Origin of the sequence: Caulobacter sp. DWR2-3-1b2, assembly GCF_049896345.1 — a bacterium.
GTDB lineage: Bacteria > Pseudomonadota > Alphaproteobacteria > Caulobacterales > Caulobacteraceae > Caulobacter.
Genome location: NZ_JAFCUC010000006.1, coordinates 125,303 through 143,236 on the forward strand (window position 1 = coordinate 125,303; position 17,934 = coordinate 143,236).

A 17,934-nucleotide genomic window follows, 5' to 3' on the forward strand; every position below is an offset into this window, starting at 1 on the left:
TCCGCGCCGCGCCCTTTGCACCGTCAGGCGTCATGAACTTCGACTTCGTAGAACTGATCCGCGCCGTCGCCGCCCTGGCTGTGACCCTGGGGCTGGTCGGACTGGCGGGCGTGGCCCTGCGCAAGTTCGGCCCCGACGCCATGTCGCGCATCACCGCCCTGCGCAAGGACCGCCGCATGCAGGTGGTCGAGACCCTGGTCCTGGACCCCGCCCGCCGCCTGGTGCTCTTCAGCCTCGACGGCGAGGAGCGCCTGCTGATGCTGGGCGAAGGCCAGTTGCTCAACTGGGGCCCCAAGACGGTCGTCGCCAAGCCCATCGCGCCGACCATCGCCCCGACGGAGCCCGTGATCTGATGCGCGGCCTGATCAAACTCGTCACCGGCGCCGATCCCAAGGACCTCCGCCACGCCGCCGCCATCGCCGCGCTGGTCACCCTAAGCACGGTCATCGCCCCCGCAGTCGCCATGGCCCAATCGGCCATCAATGTCGACCTCGGCACCGGCGCTGGCCTGTCCGAGCGCGTGGTGCAGATGGTGGGCCTGCTGACGGTGCTCAGCCTGGCGCCGTCGATCGTCATCATGACCACCTCGTTCGTGCGGATCGTGGTGGTGCTGGGCTTGCTGCGCACCGCGATCGGCGTGCAGCAGAGCCCGCCCAACCCGGTGATCATCTCGCTGGCCCTGTTCCTGACCGCCATCGTGATGGGTCCGACCTTCGAAAAGTCCTATGCCGATGGGATCAAGCCGCTGCTCGACAAGCAGATCGAGATGCCCGAGGCCTTCGACGCCGCCACGGCGCCGGTGAAGGTGTTCATGCTGCGCCAGGTGGACCAGGATGATCTTGCCCTGTTCATTCGCCTGTCGAAGATCGAGAAACCCAAGACCGCCGTCGACACGCCGCTGAAGGTGGTGACCCCTGCCTTCATGATCTCGGAGCTCAAGCGGGCCTTCGAGATCGGCTTCCTGCTGTTCATCCCGTTCCTGGTGATCGACCTGGTGGTCGCCAGCGTGCTGATGAGCATGGGCATGATGATGCTGCCCCCCGCGACCGTCAGCCTTCCGTTCAAGCTGATCTTCTTCGTGCTAGTGGACGGCTGGCGACTCGTCGCCGGCAGCCTGGTCGAGAGCTTCCAGCGCGGCTCGGGCGGCGGCTAAAGAACACAGGCAAGAAGAAGAACGATGGGCGTTTTCGTACTGGGGTCGATCAATCTGGACGCCGTGGCGCGGGTCGACGACCTGCCACGACCCGGCGAGACGGTGGCCGGCATCTCGCTGGAGCTGTTCCCGGGCGGCAAGGGCGCCAACCAGGCCGTGGCCGCCGCCCGCATGGGCGCGGCGACCCGGCTGATGGGCGCGGTCGGCAAGGAAGACAGCGGCCCCACCCTGAAGGTCAGGCTGGCCGGCTATGGCGTGCAGGTCTCCGACGTCATGGAACTGCCGGGCATCCCCACGGGCCAGGCTCATGTGTGGGTGTCGTCCAGCGGCGAGAACATGATCGTCGTCACCGGCGGCGCCAACGCCACGCTCTCGCCGCAACAGGTCGCCGCCACGGCCCTGGAGGGACAGCGGGTGATGCTGTGCCAGTTGGAGACCCCCGCGCCCGCCATTGAGGCCCTGTTCCGGGCCGGCGCGGCCAAGGGCGCCCTGCGCATCCTCAACGCCGCCCCCGCCCTGCCCCAGGGCGCGGCGCTGTTTCCGCTAACCGACATTCTCATTCTCAACCAGACCGAACTGGCCACCTATGCCCGGCTGGGCCACGATCCGACGCGGCTTGAGGAAGTCTCCCGCGTGGCTCGCAAGCTGATGAGTCGTCCGGACCAGATCGTGATCGTCACCCTCGGCTCGGCCGGTGTCGCCGCTGTGCGCCGCGACGAGGCATTCCTGGTCGAGGGCCGCAAGGTCAAGGCGATCGACACCACCGGGGCCGGCGACTGCTTCTGCGGGGCGCTCGCGGCCTGTCTGGCCGCCAGCATGGACCTGCGCGAGGCCGTCGAGCACGCCAATGCCGCGGCCGCGCTTTCGGTGCAGAAATCGGGCGCGGCGCCATCGATGCCCAGCCGGCGCGAGGTCGAGGCGTTTCTGGCGGGGTGACTTCCAAACCGCTCAGGCAGGCAAGTGCCGGGATGAGCGGATTTTAAAGCCTAGGCCGCGCGGATCCCGCTGTGGCCGCCAGCTTCTTGCGAGCCCACGACCGCGTCGTAGCCGAGGATCATGTCGACGTCCTTGCCATTGGTGGCCAACGGCAGACGCAGCCACAGGATCGAGATGTGCGGCGAGCCCTTCCAGGCCAGGCTGTGGACGCCGACGCCCGGGCGGCGTTCGTTGACGACCTTGTTCAGTTGTTCACGCCAGTATTCAACGGCGGCGGTGTTGTAGACGTCTTCCAGGGTGCGGCCGGTGATTTCGCGGCCATACACCGAATAGAGGCCGGTGCCGGCCAGCCGCAGGCGGTAATCCACCGCCCCATCGGCGTCGCGCTTGACGTCGATCAGGCTGACGGTGGGCAGCATGCGCTTGATGCCCGCGGGATGCAGGTCGAGGCGCGACGGGAGGCTCGCCCCCCGACGGAGGGACGCCCAATAGGCGAACATCTCCTGGTGAGCGCGGGCCGCCGTGGCCGATGCGCTCAACTGCGCGTTCATCTTCAGATTCCTTAACAAGCCGTTGGAATCACGACGATTCACTATGTCTTAAGGACCGAATCGTCGCCAGCGAAAACCGCGCCTCAAACAAAGTTTACCGAAGGGAGTCAATCCGCAAGACAAACGCCCGGCCTCCGCGAGGGATGCCGGGCGTCGCTCGATTTCGCGAAACGGCGGCGCAAGCGGTTGTTTGAATTAAAGTTACTGAACGCTCAGACTCAGGCGGTCGGGCTAGCGACCTTTGCGCGCCGGCTTCCGGCCGCCCTGGCCCAGGCCCATCTGCTTGGCCAGGTGCGACCGCGCCTTGGCGTAGTTGGGGGCCACCATCGGATAGTCCTTGGCAAGGTCCCAGCGCGCCCGATACTGTTCGGGGCTGAGGTCGTACTTGGTGCGCAGGTGTCGCTTGAGCGATTTGAACTTCCGGCCGTCCTCCAGACAGACCAGGTGATCGGGCGTGATCGAACGCCGCACGGGCACCGCAGGCTCCTTGGCCAGCCCCGCGATCGGCTCTGGCTCGCCGCCGACGCCCGTAAAAGCGGCATGCACGCTGCGGATCAGGTTGGGCACATCCGTTGCGGCGATGGTGTTGCAGCCGACATAGGCGGCGACGAGGCTGGCCGTGATTTCGATAAGCTCGGACGGTTCGTCCATTTGAGTACTGCTCCCCCGAGTCGCATGGAATTAGCCCAGCCGCGTCTAGTTCAGTCTTGGATAGCAGATAATTACAGTCGGGAAACATAGATAGCGCGTTATATTTGCTGATAACCGACAGGACAATAAATCTATTTATTCGCAAAAACAATTTTCAGTTGATATAAAGTCTTCGTTTCTGATGACACTCGTCGTTGAATCCGTTCGACCGGCTATTGGCGACTAGGGCATTTCCCGACCTGACTGCGTCAGGCCGTGAGCTCTAATCTTCTGTTTTGACGCATTTCTCTTCACGCGAACCGGATTCACTTCGGTCGAAAAATGCTCTAGCGGCCGAAATCCCGCGAGAGGGCCAGCATTGCGGCGCGTTGCGGCACCGAATATTCATCGACGGCGGCCTCGTCGCCTTCGCGAATAGCCTTGAGCAGCGCGGGCGTCATGGCAGAGGACAGAGACCAGTTCCAATAGCGCAGCACGGTCTGGGCGCGATCGACCGCGACGGTGTCGAACGCCGCCAGCACGCGTTCCAATCCCGGGTCGGGGGCGCCAGTGGCGTCGGTCTCGGGTCGACGCAGCCCACGCCACAAGGCGCGCACCGCCGCGCGCGGCAGGCCCGTGGCCTTGCACAGGATCGCCAGGGGCTCGCCGCCCCGGTCGGTGAAGATCTTGGCCCCGGTCATGGGCTTGAGCCCGGACAGATAGGAGATTTCCTCGGCGGTCTCGCGCGTCATGCCGTTCTGGGCGGCGCCGACGGCGGCCTCCAGGCTGTCATAGGGGCTCTTGGCGATGGCGGCGCGATTTCGCTGACGCCGTTCGATGAACTGCAGGGCCTTGCGTGACAACGGGTCCTGCCAGCCCTCGGCTGAGGCCAGGGGGAAGACGTCGCCGACGGCGTCCTGGAGAATTTCGCGCGACACGGCGAAGCGCTGCAGGATCGTCCGCCGCGCCTCGGCGTCGGACCACCAGAACATCACATAGGCGTGGCTGGGCCGCAGTTCGGGCCGCTTGAGCAGCAGCGAGATCAGTTGGGGGTTGTCGCGAGTGGCCGCGACGATGTTTTCCAGCCCCTGGTGGCTGAAGCGCACCAGCTCGTTCTTCAGCAGGGTCTCGGTGACAAGGGTCTCGTCCATGTCGACCAAGGCGTCGGCCACCACCTCGCTGACCCCACGCCGCAGGGCGATCAGGCGGCGGTGATCGGGGCTGGCGTTGTAGAGGCAGTTGATCAGATCGGCGTCGCTGAGATTGGGCGAATTCTCGAGCAGGGCGCGGGCCACCTGCAGGTCGTCGCGCAGCAGCAGGCGAACCAGCACGCCGGGCATCTCGGCGAGATTGGCCAGGCGCCGGGCCACCTTTTCGCGCTCGCCGACGACGGCGTCGCGCAGCATCTCGACCATCAGGTCGGCGGTCACCGAGCGTTCGAAGGCGTTGATGCGGCTGGCGGGCAGGCACAGGACGTCGGCCAAGCGCTTCAGCAAAGCGGCGCGCGCGCGGGGCGACGCGACCGGCTCGGGCTCGGGACTGACAAAGGGCGTGGCGCGTTCGTTCATGCTGGTCCTGACGCAAGCCCGTCGTACTCAAACCTAGACCAGACCGTTCTTAACGTCGGATGAGCGGGCTTGGCCTCTGGAAGGCGCGATCGTCGACCCTCTAGAGAATGTGGGGCGGACCACTTGGCTCCGCAACCGCGACGACCTTCCGGCACGGCAGACGCCGGGCGGCCCGTCATCGGCCTAGAATTCCTGCCACTCGCCGGGGCGCGAGCGCGGCTCGATCTTCAGGGCGTTGGCGCCCTGCACATAGCGCTCACGGAATGCTTCGCGCCGGGCTGGCGCCGGGGCCGGCGCGGAGCGACGCGGAGCCTCCTGGCGCGGCCTGTAGTCGTGAATCTCGGCGCCCACCTGGAAACCGCCGATCAGCCGCTCCAACTCGGCGGCCTCCGAGGCCAGGGCGTGGGTAGCGGCGGTGGATTGTTCGACCATGGCCGCGTTCTGCTGGGTGGCCTGATCCATCTGGTTCACCGCGACATTGATCTGCTGCAGACCCACGGCCTGCTCCTTGGACGAGGCGGCGATGTCGCCGACCAGATCGTTGATCTGCGCCACCTGGACCAGGATCTGGTCGAGGGTCTGGCCGGTCTCGCCGACCAGCTTGACGCCCTTGCCGACCTGTTCGCTGGAGGCGCGGATCAGACCCTTGATCTCCTTGGCCGCGTCGGCCGAGCGCTGGGCCAAGGCCCGCACTTCCTGAGCGACCACCGCGAAGCCGCGTCCCGCGTCGCCCGCCCGAGCCGCCTCGACCCCGGCGTTGAGGGCCAGCAGGTTGGTCTGGAAGGCGATCTCGTCGATGACGCCGATGATCTGGCTGATCGATTGCGACGACTTCTCGATGCCGCCCATGGCCTCGACGGCCTCACGCACCACCTGGCCGCTCTTCTCGGCGTTGGACTTGGCGCTTTGCGTGACGCCGCGGGCCTTTTCTGCATTGTCGGAACTGCGGCGGACGGTGGCGGTGATCTGGTCGAGTGCGGCGGCGGTCTGTTCGAGGCCGGCGGCCTGGCGTTCGGTGCGTTGGGAAAGATCGTCGGCGGCCATCGCGATCTCGCCGCAGCCGCCGCGGATGCCCCGGGCGGTGGCCAGCATGCCGGTCATGGCCTGCTGCAGGGTCTCGACCGCGGCGTTGAAGTCGCGCGGCGCCTGGCGGGCCTCGCCCTCGAAGCCGTCCTCGCGCATCCGCCAGATCAGGTCGCCCTGCGCCAGCTTGCCCATCCCCTGCCCCAGGGTCGCCACGGCGGCGGCCTGGCTGCGGGCGAAGGCCTCGACCTGATCGGCGCGGTGCTGGCGCGCGGCCTCGGCGACAGCGCGGTCGGCGGCCTGCTGGGCGCGCTCGCGCTCGCCTTGGGCCAGGTCGTTGCGGACGCCGTCAAGGGCGCGCGCCACCGCGCCAATTTCACGGTCGTCGGCGCCGGCGATGGCTTGGTCATACCGCCCGGCCCCCAGCCCCTCGACCGAACGGGCCAGCGAGGCCACGGCGCGACCGCTGGCGGCGCTCCAGGCCAGGATCAACAGGGCCAGCGTCGCGATCAGCGTCGCCAGGCCGGCCACGGCGAACGGAGAGACCAGGCCCGCACGGGTCGCCAGCGACCAGCCGATCTGGCCAAGGCCCGCGACCACTCCCGCCACCACGATCAGCTTCCATCCGAAGGACAGCCGATTGAACCCGTTCATGCCGAATCTCCGCCCCAGCGCGGGGTTCCCCAAGCAATGGCGGCTGATTCCTAATGGCCCATTAACCATGTCGCGGGCTGCGACGTTCTGGCGGGGTGAAGGTGTCAGAGGCTCACCCCACTTGCCCCCTACGGATCGCTTCGCGATCGTCTTCCCCCAGAGGGGGAAGAGTTCAGGTGAGTGCGCGAAACTCCGCCCCCGATGGGGGCGGACAGACGGCGAAGCCGTCAGGTGGGGGCAAGTGTGTGTGATCCCGCGCGAAAGCCCTGCCCCTTCCCGATCCGCCCGCAACGGCGAGGCCGCGCCTTAAAACCGCGATCGCGAGCTTGCTCTGGCGTCTGGCCGAGTCAAGGACGGCGCTCCCGCGCCGCCGCAACGCGGCCGCCAGAGGTGGTCCTTGACATCGTCAGACGCCAGAGCTCCGATCCACCAAGGCTTTAAGGCGTGGCCGCATCAGGGGCGGATGCGGGCAGTCGCCGGAAGCAGACATTTCAAAAGTCAGAGAAGGGTAGAAAGCGGAAGGTTGCCTGATAAGCTGCCGGCGGCAGTCCTGGGGGCTATGTGAACGTCTTCAATGCCATCGTCGTCGGTTTAGCTGTCGCTTGCGTCTCGGGATGCGCTGCATCCAGCAAACCTGTCGCGCAAGATGCTCCTCCACTGGGGTGGCAAGTCTGGAAGGATAGCCTTTGGCTTTCCGAAGGCGACGTGTTCACGCCACCACTTGTCCGCATAGCTTGTGTTTCAGGTGGGGAACTTGAGATCGTGGTTCGAGCGCTCGCGCGCGACGTTGACGATGGGCCTCCGGATCCTGCGCGCATGAGCGTGAAAGCGGGTGCGCTCAACTTGGAGGGGCCCATAACCTGGTCGGCTCAGGCTGATCAACGGTTTCCCGTTCTGAGGACTTCCATTAGTTCCGCACGATTGATGCAGCTCGCGGATCAAGCCATTACGTCCCGTACTGATGGGGCAACATTTGTCACTCCGCAGCTTCACCAGCAGGAACTTGTCCCACTCATAAAAAGTTGCGGATCACCCTCCTGACGGTCCGCCTAGGGTCGAAAGCGGCCATTCGCTCGCCCCCTACCCCTCGATCACATGCGGCACGAACCGGGCCAGGTTCTTGGTCACCACGCTGCCGTCCTCGCGGATGCCGATGCCCGCCGGCTCGGCCCCTACGATCCACGCCCCGACCACCGGGCGCTTGCCGTCGAACTCCGGCGGCGGATGGTAGGCCTGAACGATCGCGCCCTCCTCGCCATAGCCCTGGTCGAGCACCGGCTCGTCGCCCGCGCCGACCACCTCGACATTGGCCCCCTCGCGCGAGAACAGCGGCTTGCGCACGAAGGTCGAGCCTAGCGCCGACGCAGCGGCGTCGCCCTCGAAATAGGCCTCCAGCAGGTTCGGGTGGCCCTGATGGCGCTCCCATAGCAGCGGCAGTATGCCCTTGTTGGACAGGATGGCCTTCCATGGCGGCTCCAGCCAGCGCACGTCGGCGCTGACCAGGTGGACGGCATAGGGCTCGCGCAGCATGTGCTCCCACGGATACAGCTTGAACGCCGCCTGCAGCACGAAGCCCTCGCGATCGACGAACTGGCCCTCTTCGTTGAGGCCGATGGCGTTCATGGCCACGAACTTGGGGTCGAGACCCGCCTGGATGGCCAGGTCCTCCAGGAACCGCACGGTCTGGCGATCCTCGACGGCCTCGGCGTCGCTGGCGAAGTGGACGAAGCCGCCGGTCGGGAACAGGGTCTTGAACCGGTCGCGCAGGGCCTCGAACAGGCTGTTGAACTGGTCGGCGTTGGCGGGGAGCGTCCCATTTGCGATCAGCTCCTCCAGCCACAGCCACTGGAAGGTGGCGGCTTCGAAGACGCTGGTCGGCGTGTCGGCGTTGTATTCGTAGAGCTTGGGTTTGCTGAGCCCGTCATAGCCGAAGTCGAACCGGCCATAGAGCGACGGCTGCTTGGCGCGCCAGGCGCCGGCCACGAAGTCGCGATGCTCGGCTGGGATGGCCAGCTTCTCCATCAGCTCCTGGCTGCCGACCACCTCGTCGACCAGGTCCAGGCACAGGTCGTGGAGCTCGGCGGCGGCCGGCTCCAGGTCGTCTTCCACCTGCTTCAGGGTGAAGGCGTAGGCCACGCTCTCGTCCCAATAGGCCTGGCCATCGGTGTGGTGATAGACGAAGCCCACGGCGTCGGCCTTGGCCTGCCAGTCGGGACGGGGCGTCAGCTTGAGGCGGCGCACCGGCTACGCCTAGGCCTCGCCGTCCGGCTTCTGCTCGATCTGCAGGGTCGGCTTGGCCGGGGCCAGGCGGGCCAGCACGTCGTCGGCCGAGGACTGGCCGGGCATGATGCCGGCCAGGCGCAGCTTTTCGTCCAGATCGGCGCCGGTGCGGCGGTCTTCCAGTTCGCCGGCCGCCTTGATGCGCTCGCCGCGGACCATCTGGCGTTCCTTGATGCGCGCCAGGCTGTCGGCGGCCGAGCCCAGCGACGAGCCGGCGCCCGCGCCGCGCGCGGCGACCGAGGCCTGGGCCTTCTGGACGCTTTCATTGACCTTCACGACCTCGACCTCGCGACGCAGGGTCTCGATGCGGCGGTCGGTGGCGCTGATGGCGGTATGCAGCTGATCTTCGGCCGCTCGCATCTCGCCAATCTGCGGCGTCTTAAGGGCGATGTCCGACTCCAGATCGGCGATGCGCTGGGCCACCTGACGAGCCAGGTCCATGTCGCCCTTGGTGACGGCGGCGCGGGCCGAGCCCTCGTATTTGGTGACCTGGTCGCTGAAGCCGGCGACTTCCTTTTCCAGGATGCGGCGACGGGCCACCAGGCTGGCCATGTCGTCGCGGGCCTTGCCCTGGGCGGTGTCGGCGTCGCGGATTTCCTGGTCGAGAATGCGCAGGGCGTTGGCGTCGACGACGGCCGAGGTGGCTTCGTGCGCGCCGGCCCGACCCAGGGTGAACAGTTTGTTCCAGATGGACATGGGAGTCTCCGTAGGGTCGTGAATTAAGCGGCGACGGGAGTGAAGGAGTTGCGCAGGTCGGACGCGGCGTCGATGGCGTTCTCGGCCAGGGTCCGCAGCTCGATCAGGATTTCCTCGACCGGCGAGGTGGTCGAGATTTCGCCGAACAGTTCGTAGAAATCGCGCTCGCCGACCGTGCTGATGCCGAAGTTCGACAGCGGCACCAACTTCTGGGCCTTGAGCAGGAATTCGTTGAAGGCGTGGCGGTCGGCTTGCTCGTCGACCGGCCACAGCAGGGTGGAGGCGGCGATCTGCTGGTCGCTGACGCTGATGAAGATTTCCAGGTCGCCCTGCCAGTGCATGGTGGCCAGCAGGATCGGTTCGGCGCCTTCCAGCACCCGTACGGTCAACTCGTCGGCGCCGCGACCGGGCGCGTCATCGAGCGCGGCCTTCAGGGTGCGGACAGTCCAGGCGGTCTGGCTCATGGGGGCGTGGTCCTCGTCTTCGTTCGGTCTGGGGCCTGCTTAGGCGGCTTCATACTAGATGGGCGAGCGAACGCCAGTCGTCGAGAGCGCGATCTTACGGTCTTGGATGACAAGTTGGTAATGGCGCGGCCCCTTTTGCGCTCCCCTCTTTTTTGACCGGGGCAGGCGCCGTACATGTGGACGGAGTTTCGCATCGGGTCGCCTTCATGTTCGGTAAGCTCTTCGGCCGCAAGGACACCGCCCCCGTCTCGGCCCTGCCGGCGATCCGCAACGTCACGCTGGGGCGGACCGTCTGGCTCGATACCCTGGCCTGGCGCCGGCTGGGCGATGATTTGAAGTTCACCCTCGACACCGACACCCTGGAAATCACCGCCCAGGGCCTGATCGAGCTGCGCGAGGGCGGCTTTGTCCACCGGTTCTATACGGACGACAACGTGATGTTCCAGGCTGTCACCGACGACCGCGAGGGCCAGCGGGTCACCGACATCACCGTGTTCATTCCGTGGGACAGCGCCTATCCGGGCGGCAAGGCCGACGAGGAGGCCTGGGCCAAGCGGCTGCGGGCCCGCACCTTCACGGGTCCCGGCCTGCCGGAATACCGCCGCGACTGGTTCGGCGACGAGGCCGAGAGCCAGGAGCCGGTGGCCTTCTGGGAAGACGTCCATGACGACCGAGACGGGATCCCCGACCGGCGGATCTTCCAGACCAGCATGCTGTTCTCCCGCGATTTGCCGGGCGACGGCCGCGAGCTTCTGCTAGCCATCCAGCAGGAGAACGAGAACGAAGACACGCGCCAGCGCGAGGTCTCGTTCGAGATCATGATCGGTGTGGCCCTGGGCGTCGGCGAGTTCCGGGCCTAGGCGGCAAACGAGTTTCGAGGGGAATGAACATGAGCGACCTGCACGGATTTGGCGGCAACGCCCTGGCGTTCCTACTGGCCTTCGTGGTCGCCGGCCTGTTCACCTTGGCCTTCAAGCTGATCTACCAGTGGGTTACGCCCTATGACGAGGCCAAGCTGATCCGCGAGGGTAATGTCGCTGCGGCCCTGGCCCTGGGCGGCGCCCTGGTCGGCTATGTGCTGCCCCTGGCCTCGGCGCTCAGCAACACCGTGTCGCTGGTCGAGTTCTGCGCCTGGGCGGCCCTGGCCGGCGTGATCCAGGTCGCCGCCTTCAGCCTGGTGCGCGTCGTGGCGATGAAGGACGTCGCCGCCCGCATCGAACGGGGCGAGATCGCCGCCGGCGTCTATCTGATGAGCATCTCCCTGGCGGTTGGCCTGCTCAACGCCGCCTGCATGACGGCCTGAGGCTTTCCATGACCGATCACCCGCAACCCCGCCGCCGCCTCCGCTCGGGCAGCCTGGCCCTGACCGGCCTGATGGCCGGCACGGCGATGTCGATCAGCGCCTGCGACGGCTCGCCCGCCGCAACCCAGTGGGGCGACCCACCGGCCGCGACGCAAGAGGTCGACGCCAAGACCTTCGCCTCGCTCGCCGACTGCAAGGCCGACGGCGCCATGACCGCCCAGCAGTGCGACACCGCCTATGCCCAGGCCCAGAAGGACAGCGCCACCAACGCCCCCAAGTTTGGCGACCAGCAGAGCTGCGAAGAGCGCTACGGCGTGTCCCAGTGCGTGCCACGCAGTGACAACAACGGCGGCGGCAGCTTCTTCACCCCGCTGCTGACCGGTTTCATCGTCGGCCAGGCGCTCAGCAACATGGGCGGCGGGTTTTACGGCGCGCCGATGTATCGCGACCGGGGCGGCACCTATTACGGCGGCTCGGGCGCCCCGCTGTCGCGCGACTATGTCACCGGCCGCACCCGCGTCCGCGCCGACAGCTTCGACGCTCCCGCCATGAAGGCCCCGACCCGCGTCCAGAGCCGCAGCTCGGTGATCTCCCGCGGGGGCTTCGGCGGCGGCGGGCGCTCGTACGGGGGGTAATACACCGCTCATCCCGGCGACTGCCGGGATGAGCGGATTTAAACGCCCGCTCAATGCGTCTCGTAAGCCGTCTTGCCACCGCTGATCGCGAAGGCTTCCTCGGGCGACAGCACCAGCTTCTTGCGGCCGACCAAGGCAAAATAGACGATGCCGACCGCAAACCAGATCGCCACGCCCAGCATGCCGGCCCGATAGATCGGGTCCTTCAACTGATAGAAGATCGTCACCAGCGAGATCACCACCGTCAGGCCCGCGCCGAGCACGCCGAACTTGCTCTTGTACGGCCGCGCCATGTCGGGGAATTTTCGGCGCAGCAGGATGAACGACACGCCCTGCGCCACGTAGGACAGCATGGCCCCAAACACCGCCATGTTCAGCAGCGTGCCGCCGATCACCGCCGCGCCCTTCTCGGCCCCCAGCATGAACCACACCGCCAGCATCACCAGCAGGCCGGCCGCCGAGCCGGTCAGCAAGGCGACGTCGGGCGTCTTGCGCGTGCCGCTGGTCACCGACAGGCCGCGCGGGAAGTAGCCGGCGCGCGACAGCGAATAGATCTGCCGGCCATAGGCGAAGATGATGGCGTGGAAGCTGGCGATCAGCCCCGCCACCGCCACGGCCGCCAGGACCTTGGCCAAGCCTCCGCCATAGATCGTGCGGAAACCTTCCAGGATCGGCTCGCCCGACTTCGACAGGGCGAAGGCGCCGGGCGAGATGGCGCTGTTGAGCCACAGCACCAGCAGGGCCGAGACGATCAGGGTCAGCATGCCCAGGATGATGCCCTTGGGCAGGTCGCGGGCCGGGGTGTGGCTCTCCTCGGCCGCCAGGGGCAGTTGCTCGATGGCCAGGAACAGCCAGACCGCGAAGGGCAGTTGGGCCAGGGCCCCGCCGACCCCGGCCGGCAGGAACGGTCCGTGGCCGTCCTTCAGCTCGGTCCCGCCGGGCCCCACGTTCATGGCGTATTTGAAAAAGTCGGCGTGCGGCAGGGCGCTGACCCAGAACACCGCCAGGCAGCCCAGGGCCAGCAGGGTGATGAACACCGTGAACTTGAACGACATCGCCACCCCGCCAGCGTTCAGCCCGACGAAGATGACATAGGCCCCGATCCAGTAGAGCGGCTGCACCCAGGCCGGCGTCTCGAAGATGCCGCCCAGGTACGAGCCGATGAAGAAACACACCACCGCAGCGGTCAGCACATATTCGACGTTCTCGCACAGCCCGGTGATGAAGCCGCCCCAGGGTCCCATGGCGGCGCGGGCGAAGCTGTAGGCCCCGCCGGTATGCGGCTGAGCGGCGGCCATCTCGGCGATCGAGAACGTCAGGCCCAGATACATCACGATGATGATCAGGGTGGCCACCAGCATGCCGCCCCAGCCGCCGACCCCCATGCCCAGGTTCCAGCCCGAGAACTGGCCGGAGATCACCGCCCCGACCCCCAGGGCCCACAGCGAGAACACCCCCGCGTAGCGCTTCAGTCCGCGCTTGTCGAAATAGGCCGCATCGACCTTCTCGTAGCTGACGCCGCCGCCCGCGATTTCCTCGCTCATGATCCGTCCCCCTGCTTTTGTTTCCCAGTGGAGGTTGCGCGTCGATGAGGGCGACGGCGATTCATCGTGATCACAATCCGCACTTTGGGCGACCCGCGTTCACTATTTCGGCGCCACGCGGCCTTGTGGCGTAAAAGGCGGGCGGCGGACCGTTCCTCCCCCTGTGGGGGAGGTGTCGGCGAAGCCGACGGAGGGGGGAGTGACACACCATCGCCCGCGCCCAATCCGCGATCCTAAAACTCCCCCCACCGATCGCTACGCCATCGCCTCCCCCACAGGGGGAGGACTTGAAACCCCCAGCAGCGCCGTGTCGCTCTCGTCCTTCAGCGCCACGCCCGTGAGGCCCAGGCGCAGCGCCTCACGGGCGTGCCAGGCCAGCTTGAACGCCGCCGCCTCGTAGCTCAGCCCCTCGCCCCGGATGTTGGAGACGCAGTTGCGCTCGGCGTCGGTGCGGCCAACGCGGGGTTCGAAGGTGATATAGGCCCCCAGGCTGTCGGGCGACGACAGGCCGGGCCGCTCGCCGACCAGCAGGATCACCAACCGCGCGCCCAGTAGCGCCCCGACCTCGTCGCCGAGCGCCACGCGGGCCTGGCGCGCAATCACCACGGGTCCGAGCCGCCAACCGGCCGCGCGTACGGCGGGCAGTAGGGTCTCGACCAGCGGCGCGGCATGGGCGTGGACGGCGGCGCAGGACAGGCCGTCGGCGACGACGATGGCCAGGTCGCAGGCGCCGCGCGCAGAGGCGACCAGGGCCGCCCGGCCGGCGTCCGACAGGGCCCGCCCCAGGTCCGGGCGGCGCAGATAGGTGGCGCGGTCCGGCGCGGCGCTATCGACGATCGTCGCGGGCATGCCCAGCGCCTCGATGGCCGCCGCCACGCCCTCGGCGTCGAACGCCGCGTGCACCGCGTCGCGAGCCTGGGCGTGGGCCAGGGCGAAGGCCAGCACCTCGGAGGTCGGCAGGCTGGAGCCTGAGCGGCCCAGGGCGATCCGCGCCGGGGTGTGACGACGCAGGGCCGTCCAGGGATCGGGAGTGACCGGCGTGCTCAAGTCCCCGCCCCCGCCGTCAGCAGAGGATGGCCCGCCGCACGCGGCGCCAGGCGGCCATCGCTCCCGACGATCCGCGACCGCTGTAGCCAGGCCTCGAACTCCGGCGCGCGGGTCTTGCCCAACAGCTCGCGGACATAGAGCGCGTCGTGGAAGGAGGTGGACTGATAGTTCAACATCACGTCGTCGGCGCCGGGCACCCCCATCACGAAGGTGACGCCCGCCGTGGCCAGCAGGGTCAGCAGGCTGTCCATGTCGTCCTGGTCGGCCTCGGCATGGTTGGTGTAGCAGACGTCCACCCCGAGCGGCGCGCCCAGCAGCTTGCCGCAGAAATGGTCTTCCAGCCCGGCCCGGATGATCTGCTTGCCGTCATAGAGATATTCGGGGCCGATGAAGCCGACCACGCTATTGACCAGCAGTGGCTCGAACGCCCGGGCCACGCCATAGGCGCGGGCCTCCAAGGTCTGCTGGTCCACCCCGTGATGCGCGCCGGCCGACAGGGCCGAGCCCTGGCCGGTCTCGAAATACATGACATTGTCGCCCACCGTCCCCCGGTTCAGCGACCGGCCGGCGTCCAGCCCCTCCTGCAGCAAGGCCAGCGTCACCCCGAAACTGGCGTTGGCGGCTTGGGTGCCCGCGATGGATTGGAACACAAGGTCGACCGGCGCGCCGCGCTCGATCAGTTGGAGCGCCGTGGTCACGTGGGTCAGCACGCAGGACTGGGTGGGGATCTCGAACCGCTGGATCAGGTCGTCCATCAGCCGGGTCAGGTCGCCCAGCACATTGAGGCTGTCGCTGGCCGGATTGACGCCGATCACCGCGTCGCCGCAGCCGTACAACAATCCATCCAGGATCGAGGCGGTGATCCCGGCCGGGTCGTCGGTCGGGTGGTTGGGCTGCAGGCGCACGGCCATGGTCCCGGGCAAGCCGATGGTGTTGCGGAACCTGGTGGTCACGCGGCACTTGGAGGCGGCCAGGATCAGGTCCTGGTTGCGCATCAGCTTGGACACCGCCGCCACCATCTCCGGCGTCAGGCCGGGCGCCAGTCTGGTCAGGGCGGCGGGGGTGGCGATCTCCGACAGTAGCCAGTCGCGAAATTCGCCCACCGTCAGAGACGCCACGGGCGCGAAGGCCGCCACGTCGTGAGTGTCGAGGATTAGCCGGGTGACCTCGTCGGTTTCATAGGGAACCACCGCCTCGTTCAGTAAGGTCTTCAGCGACACGTCGGCCAGGGCCATCTTGGCGGCGACCGTGTGCTGGGCGCTGGTGGCGGCGATCCCGGCCAAGGCGTCGCCCGAACGCGGCGGCGAGGCCTTGGCCAGCAGGTCGGCCAGGTTGTCGAAGGTCCAGGTCGTCGATCCGAGCGTCGCGCGGTAGGCCATGGTGCGAGGGTGGCGCAGATGGGGCCGGCTGGGAAGCGGCGCGCGGCGCGGTCGCGCTTTCAGGACAAGCTTGCCCCTTCGGTGTGCACCGTAGGGGACAGGCCCATGGGCCTGTCCCCAATCGCATCAAGCCAGCGCCTTCGCCCGCGCCGTGGCCGCCTTCACCGCGTCGACGAAGGCGTCATGCACCGCGGTCGGCAGGTCATGACCCATGCCCTCAATGATCCGCAGCTCTGCGCCGGGGATCGTGGCCGCGGTGTCTCTGCCGCCTTCCACATTCACCAACGGGTCGGCGGCGCCGTGCAGCACCACGGTCGGGGCGGTGATGGTCTTCAGGGCTTCGCGGCGGTCGCCCGAGGCGATGACGGCGATCATCTGACGCAGAACCCCGGCCGGGTGGTTGGCGCGCTGTATGGCGGCTCGCAGCAGGGGTCGCTCGGTCTCCGGATCGACCGGCCAGGCCGGGCTCTGGATAGCGATCTGGGCCTTCAGCGCATGTTCGGTCAGGCTGTCCAGATCGGTCGCTGTCGGGCGGGCGAACAGCGCCGCCTGCGCCTCAGGCGTGGCGGGCGGCACGGCCGGATTGCCGGTGGTCGACATCACCGAGACCAGCGACAGCACCTTGGACGGATGCCGCGCCGCCAGCATCTGACCGATCATCCCGCCCATCGACACGCCGGCCACGTGGGCGCGGGCGACGCCCAGGGCGTCGAGCAGGCCGGCCGCGTCGTCGGCCATGTCGCTCAGGAGATAGGGCGCGCCAGGATCCTGGCCCTGCATCAGGGCGGCGAACACCGCCGGCAGGTCGGGCGTCGGGGCGTGGTCGAACCCGCTCGACAGGCCGATGTCGCGATTGTCGTAGCGAATGACGCGGTAGCCCTCGGCCACCAGCTGATCGACCAGCGACATCGACCAGCGGGTCAGTTGCTGGCCCAGGCCCATGATCAACAGCAGCGCAGCTCCGCCTTCGGGTCCGAAAACCTCGTATTCGATCTCGATGCCGTTCGCGCGGACCTTGGGCATGGGGCTTCCTCTTTGTGGTTTCGAAGAATTCTAACGCTTGTTTGAGTTCCGCCAAGCCCCGTCGAAAGGCTTGAACCGACAACGCTGTCAGTTAGGGTGCGTGTGACCCGGAAAAGGGCCGCGGAGGAAACATGCTCAAGACCCTGGCCGTCGCCCCCATCCTGGCAATGGCGCTCGTCGCCACCACCCCCGACCTCGCCCTCGCCCTCGCCCGGCCGCCCCTGAAGCTCGTCGAGGTTCCCAAGGCTGCTGGTCCCGCCGTGTCGCTGTTCAACGGCAAGGACCTGACCGACTGGAACGCCTGGCTCGGCTATCGCGACCCGGGCCTGACCTACAAGGATCCGCCTGTCGCTCCGATCGGCGCAACCGTCGAGAGCGCGGAGATCTTCAAGGTGGTTCAGGAGGACGGCCGGCCCGCCCTCTATGTCAATGGCAAGACCTGGGGCAGCCTGGTCCATAAGGGCGACTTCCGCGACTACCACCTGCGCCTGCAATACAAATGGGGCAAGGGCCGCTGGGCGCCGCGCGAGACCCAGGCCCCCAACAACGGCCTGCTCTACCATTCGCACGGCGCGCCCGGCGCGGTGTTTGGCACCTGGAGCCGGTCGATGGAGTTCGAGATCATGCTCGGGTCGGTCGGCATGGTCGTGCGGGTCGGCGACCCGGTCAGCGCCACGGTCAAGGCGGTGGACGACCCCAGCCTGATCGAGCCCAAGCTGCGGTTCTCGCCCACCGGCCGCGACGTGGCCGTCGTTACGCCAAATTGGAACGTCGAGGCCGCCAGCGACGCCGAGAAGCCGCCCGGCCAGTGGAACACCCTGGACCTCTATGTGCTGGGCGACAGCGCCATCCACGTGGTCAATGGCGTGCCGGTGATGGAGGTCCGTGACATCCGCGCCGAGGGCCAGCCCCTGACCCACGGCGCGATCCAGCTACAGTCCGAAGGCGCCGAAACCTTCTTCCGCGACATCGCGCTGGAGCCGATCACGGCGCTGCCGAAGATCGTTGGGAACTAGGCGGGTCTTGAAAAGCAGGTGGTAGGCCTGGA

At 67.5% G+C, this 17,934-nt stretch carries 18 protein-coding genes; 7 read left to right on the top strand and 11 right to left on the bottom strand.

Annotated elements, in window-relative coordinates:
- The first annotated feature begins 32 nt into the window (after positions 1-32).
- Genes ACP694_RS16155 through ACP694_RS16165 form a run of 3 tightly spaced genes read left to right on the top strand, consistent with a single transcriptional unit; the run spans position 33 to position 2,089 of the window.
- A complete protein-coding gene (locus ACP694_RS16155; RefSeq protein WP_426014231.1) occupies positions 33-353 on the top strand; it encodes a hypothetical protein in 321 nt (106 codons plus the stop codon).
- Entirely contained in the window at positions 350-1,153 is an 804-nt protein-coding gene (gene fliP / locus ACP694_RS16160; protein ID WP_426014233.1) for a flagellar type III secretion system pore protein FliP, read from the top strand. Before ACP694_RS16155 ends, fliP begins: the two co-directional genes overlap by 4 nt.
- 24 nt (positions 1,154-1,177) lie before the next feature.
- Positions 1,178-2,089 carry a ribokinase gene (locus tag ACP694_RS16165; RefSeq protein WP_426014034.1) on the top strand — a complete coding sequence of 304 codons (912 nt, stop codon included), beginning with the start codon at positions 1,178-1,180 and terminating at the stop codon, positions 2,087-2,089.
- 50 nt (positions 2,090-2,139) lie between these two features.
- Here the strand turns inward: ACP694_RS16165 and ACP694_RS16170 are convergent, their stop codons facing one another.
- The 7 genes from ACP694_RS16170 to ACP694_RS16200 form a co-directional block, all read right to left on the bottom strand.
- Complete coding sequence (locus ACP694_RS16170; RefSeq protein WP_426014236.1) at positions 2,140-2,646, bottom strand: PAS domain-containing protein; 507 nt, start codon at positions 2,644-2,646, stop codon at positions 2,140-2,142.
- Positions 2,647-2,871: 225 nt separating this feature from the next.
- Complete coding sequence (locus ACP694_RS16175; protein WP_426014035.1) at positions 2,872-3,291, bottom strand: MucR family transcriptional regulator; 420 nt, start codon at positions 3,289-3,291, stop codon at positions 2,872-2,874.
- A 326-nt stretch (positions 3,292-3,617) separates the two neighbouring features.
- A complete protein-coding gene (locus ACP694_RS16180; RefSeq protein WP_426014037.1) occupies positions 3,618-4,838 on the bottom strand; it encodes a DUF2336 domain-containing protein in 1,221 nt (406 codons plus the stop codon).
- A 183-nt stretch (positions 4,839-5,021) separates the two neighbouring features.
- A complete protein-coding gene (locus ACP694_RS16185; RefSeq protein ID WP_426014039.1) occupies positions 5,022-6,515 on the bottom strand; it encodes a methyl-accepting chemotaxis protein in 1,494 nt (497 codons plus the stop codon).
- Between the two features lie 1,080 nt (positions 6,516-7,595).
- On the bottom strand, positions 7,596-8,756 hold the full coding sequence (locus tag ACP694_RS16190; protein WP_426014041.1) for a glutathionylspermidine synthase family protein: 1,161 nt from the start codon (positions 8,754-8,756) through the stop codon (positions 7,596-7,598).
- Positions 8,757-8,765: 9 nt separating this feature from the next.
- Positions 8,766-9,491, bottom strand: coding sequence for a PspA/IM30 family protein (locus ACP694_RS16195; protein WP_426014042.1), 726 nt, complete (start codon positions 9,489-9,491; stop codon positions 8,766-8,768).
- Between the two features lie 23 nt (positions 9,492-9,514).
- Positions 9,515-9,955 carry a YjfI family protein gene (locus ACP694_RS16200; protein WP_426014044.1) on the bottom strand — a complete coding sequence of 147 codons (441 nt, stop codon included), beginning with the start codon at positions 9,953-9,955 and terminating at the stop codon, positions 9,515-9,517.
- 206 nt (positions 9,956-10,161) lie between these two features.
- On the opposite strand from ACP694_RS16200, the gene ACP694_RS16205 reads away from it, so the two are divergent.
- Genes ACP694_RS16205 through ACP694_RS16215 form a run of 3 tightly spaced genes read left to right on the top strand, consistent with a single transcriptional unit; the run spans position 10,162 to position 11,893 of the window.
- Positions 10,162-10,815: a DUF2491 family protein gene (locus tag ACP694_RS16205; protein WP_426014046.1), complete on the top strand. Its 654-nt coding sequence runs from the start codon at positions 10,162-10,164 to the stop codon at positions 10,813-10,815.
- Positions 10,816-10,844: 29 nt separating this feature from the next.
- Complete coding sequence (locus ACP694_RS16210; protein WP_426014048.1) at positions 10,845-11,258, top strand: DUF350 domain-containing protein; 414 nt, start codon at positions 10,845-10,847, stop codon at positions 11,256-11,258.
- 8 nt (positions 11,259-11,266) lie between these two features.
- Entirely contained in the window at positions 11,267-11,893 is a 627-nt protein-coding gene (locus ACP694_RS16215; protein WP_426014050.1) for a DUF1190 domain-containing protein, read from the top strand.
- A 50-nt stretch (positions 11,894-11,943) separates the two neighbouring features.
- Here ACP694_RS16215 and ACP694_RS16220 read toward each other — a convergent pair whose 3' ends face one another.
- The 4 genes from ACP694_RS16220 to ACP694_RS16235 all read right to left on the bottom strand — a co-directional run bounded on the left by ACP694_RS16220 (position 11,944) and on the right by ACP694_RS16235 (position 16,886).
- Complete coding sequence (locus ACP694_RS16220; RefSeq protein WP_426014051.1) at positions 11,944-13,437, bottom strand: amino acid permease; 1,494 nt, start codon at positions 13,435-13,437, stop codon at positions 11,944-11,946.
- Between the two features lie 255 nt (positions 13,438-13,692).
- On the bottom strand, positions 13,693-14,484 hold the full coding sequence (gene eutC, locus ACP694_RS16225) for an ethanolamine ammonia-lyase subunit EutC (RefSeq protein ID WP_426014052.1): 792 nt from the start codon (positions 14,482-14,484) through the stop codon (positions 13,693-13,695).
- Positions 14,481-15,863, bottom strand: coding sequence for an ethanolamine ammonia-lyase subunit EutB (locus ACP694_RS16230; RefSeq protein ID WP_426014053.1), 1,383 nt, complete (start codon positions 15,861-15,863; stop codon positions 14,481-14,483). Before ACP694_RS16230 ends, eutC begins: the two co-directional genes overlap by 4 nt.
- Positions 15,864-15,989: 126 nt before the next feature.
- Complete coding sequence (locus tag ACP694_RS16235; protein ID WP_426014055.1) at positions 15,990-16,886, bottom strand: alpha/beta hydrolase; 897 nt, start codon at positions 16,884-16,886, stop codon at positions 15,990-15,992.
- Positions 16,887-17,017: 131 nt separating this feature from the next.
- Here ACP694_RS16235 and ACP694_RS16240 point away from each other — a divergent pair, with 131 nt between their 5' ends.
- The gene (locus tag ACP694_RS16240) at positions 17,018-17,902 is read left to right on the top strand and encodes a 3-keto-disaccharide hydrolase (protein WP_426014057.1); all 885 of its coding nucleotides are present in this window, start codon (positions 17,018-17,020) and stop codon (positions 17,900-17,902) included.
- The last annotated feature ends 32 nt before the right edge of the window (positions 17,903-17,934 follow it).

What these genes read in the sequence shown, in the direction of transcription:
- ACP694_RS16155 (WP_426014231.1), top strand. Translation starts at nt 33, where the DNA reads ATGAACTTCGACTTCGTAGAACTGATCCGCGCCGTCGCCGCCCTGGCT.
- ACP694_RS16165 (WP_426014034.1), top strand. Translation starts at nt 1,178, where the DNA reads ATGGGCGTTTTCGTACTGGGGTCGATCAATCTGGACGCCGTGGCGCGG.
- ACP694_RS16175 (WP_426014035.1), bottom strand. Translation starts at nt 3,291, where the DNA reads ATGGACGAACCGTCCGAGCTTATCGAAATCACGGCCAGCCTCGTCGCC.
- ACP694_RS16180 (WP_426014037.1), bottom strand. Translation starts at nt 4,838, where the DNA reads ATGAACGAACGCGCCACGCCCTTTGTCAGTCCCGAGCCCGAGCCGGTC.
- ACP694_RS16185 (WP_426014039.1), bottom strand. Translation starts at nt 6,515, where the DNA reads ATGAACGGGTTCAATCGGCTGTCCTTCGGATGGAAGCTGATCGTGGTG.
- ACP694_RS16195 (WP_426014042.1), bottom strand. Translation starts at nt 9,491, where the DNA reads ATGTCCATCTGGAACAAACTGTTCACCCTGGGTCGGGCCGGCGCGCAC.
- ACP694_RS16200 (WP_426014044.1), bottom strand. Translation starts at nt 9,955, where the DNA reads ATGAGCCAGACCGCCTGGACTGTCCGCACCCTGAAGGCCGCGCTCGAT.
- ACP694_RS16205 (WP_426014046.1), top strand. Translation starts at nt 10,162, where the DNA reads ATGTTCGGTAAGCTCTTCGGCCGCAAGGACACCGCCCCCGTCTCGGCC.
- ACP694_RS16210 (WP_426014048.1), top strand. Translation starts at nt 10,845, where the DNA reads ATGAGCGACCTGCACGGATTTGGCGGCAACGCCCTGGCGTTCCTACTG.
- ACP694_RS16215 (WP_426014050.1), top strand. Translation starts at nt 11,267, where the DNA reads ATGACCGATCACCCGCAACCCCGCCGCCGCCTCCGCTCGGGCAGCCTG.
- ACP694_RS16220 (WP_426014051.1), bottom strand. Translation starts at nt 13,437, where the DNA reads ATGAGCGAGGAAATCGCGGGCGGCGGCGTCAGCTACGAGAAGGTCGAT.
- ACP694_RS16230 (WP_426014053.1), bottom strand. Translation starts at nt 15,863, where the DNA reads ATGGCCTACCGCGCGACGCTCGGATCGACGACCTGGACCTTCGACAAC.
- ACP694_RS16235 (WP_426014055.1), bottom strand. Translation starts at nt 16,886, where the DNA reads ATGCCCAAGGTCCGCGCGAACGGCATCGAGATCGAATACGAGGTTTTC.
- ACP694_RS16240 (WP_426014057.1), top strand. Translation starts at nt 17,018, where the DNA reads ATGCTCAAGACCCTGGCCGTCGCCCCCATCCTGGCAATGGCGCTCGTC.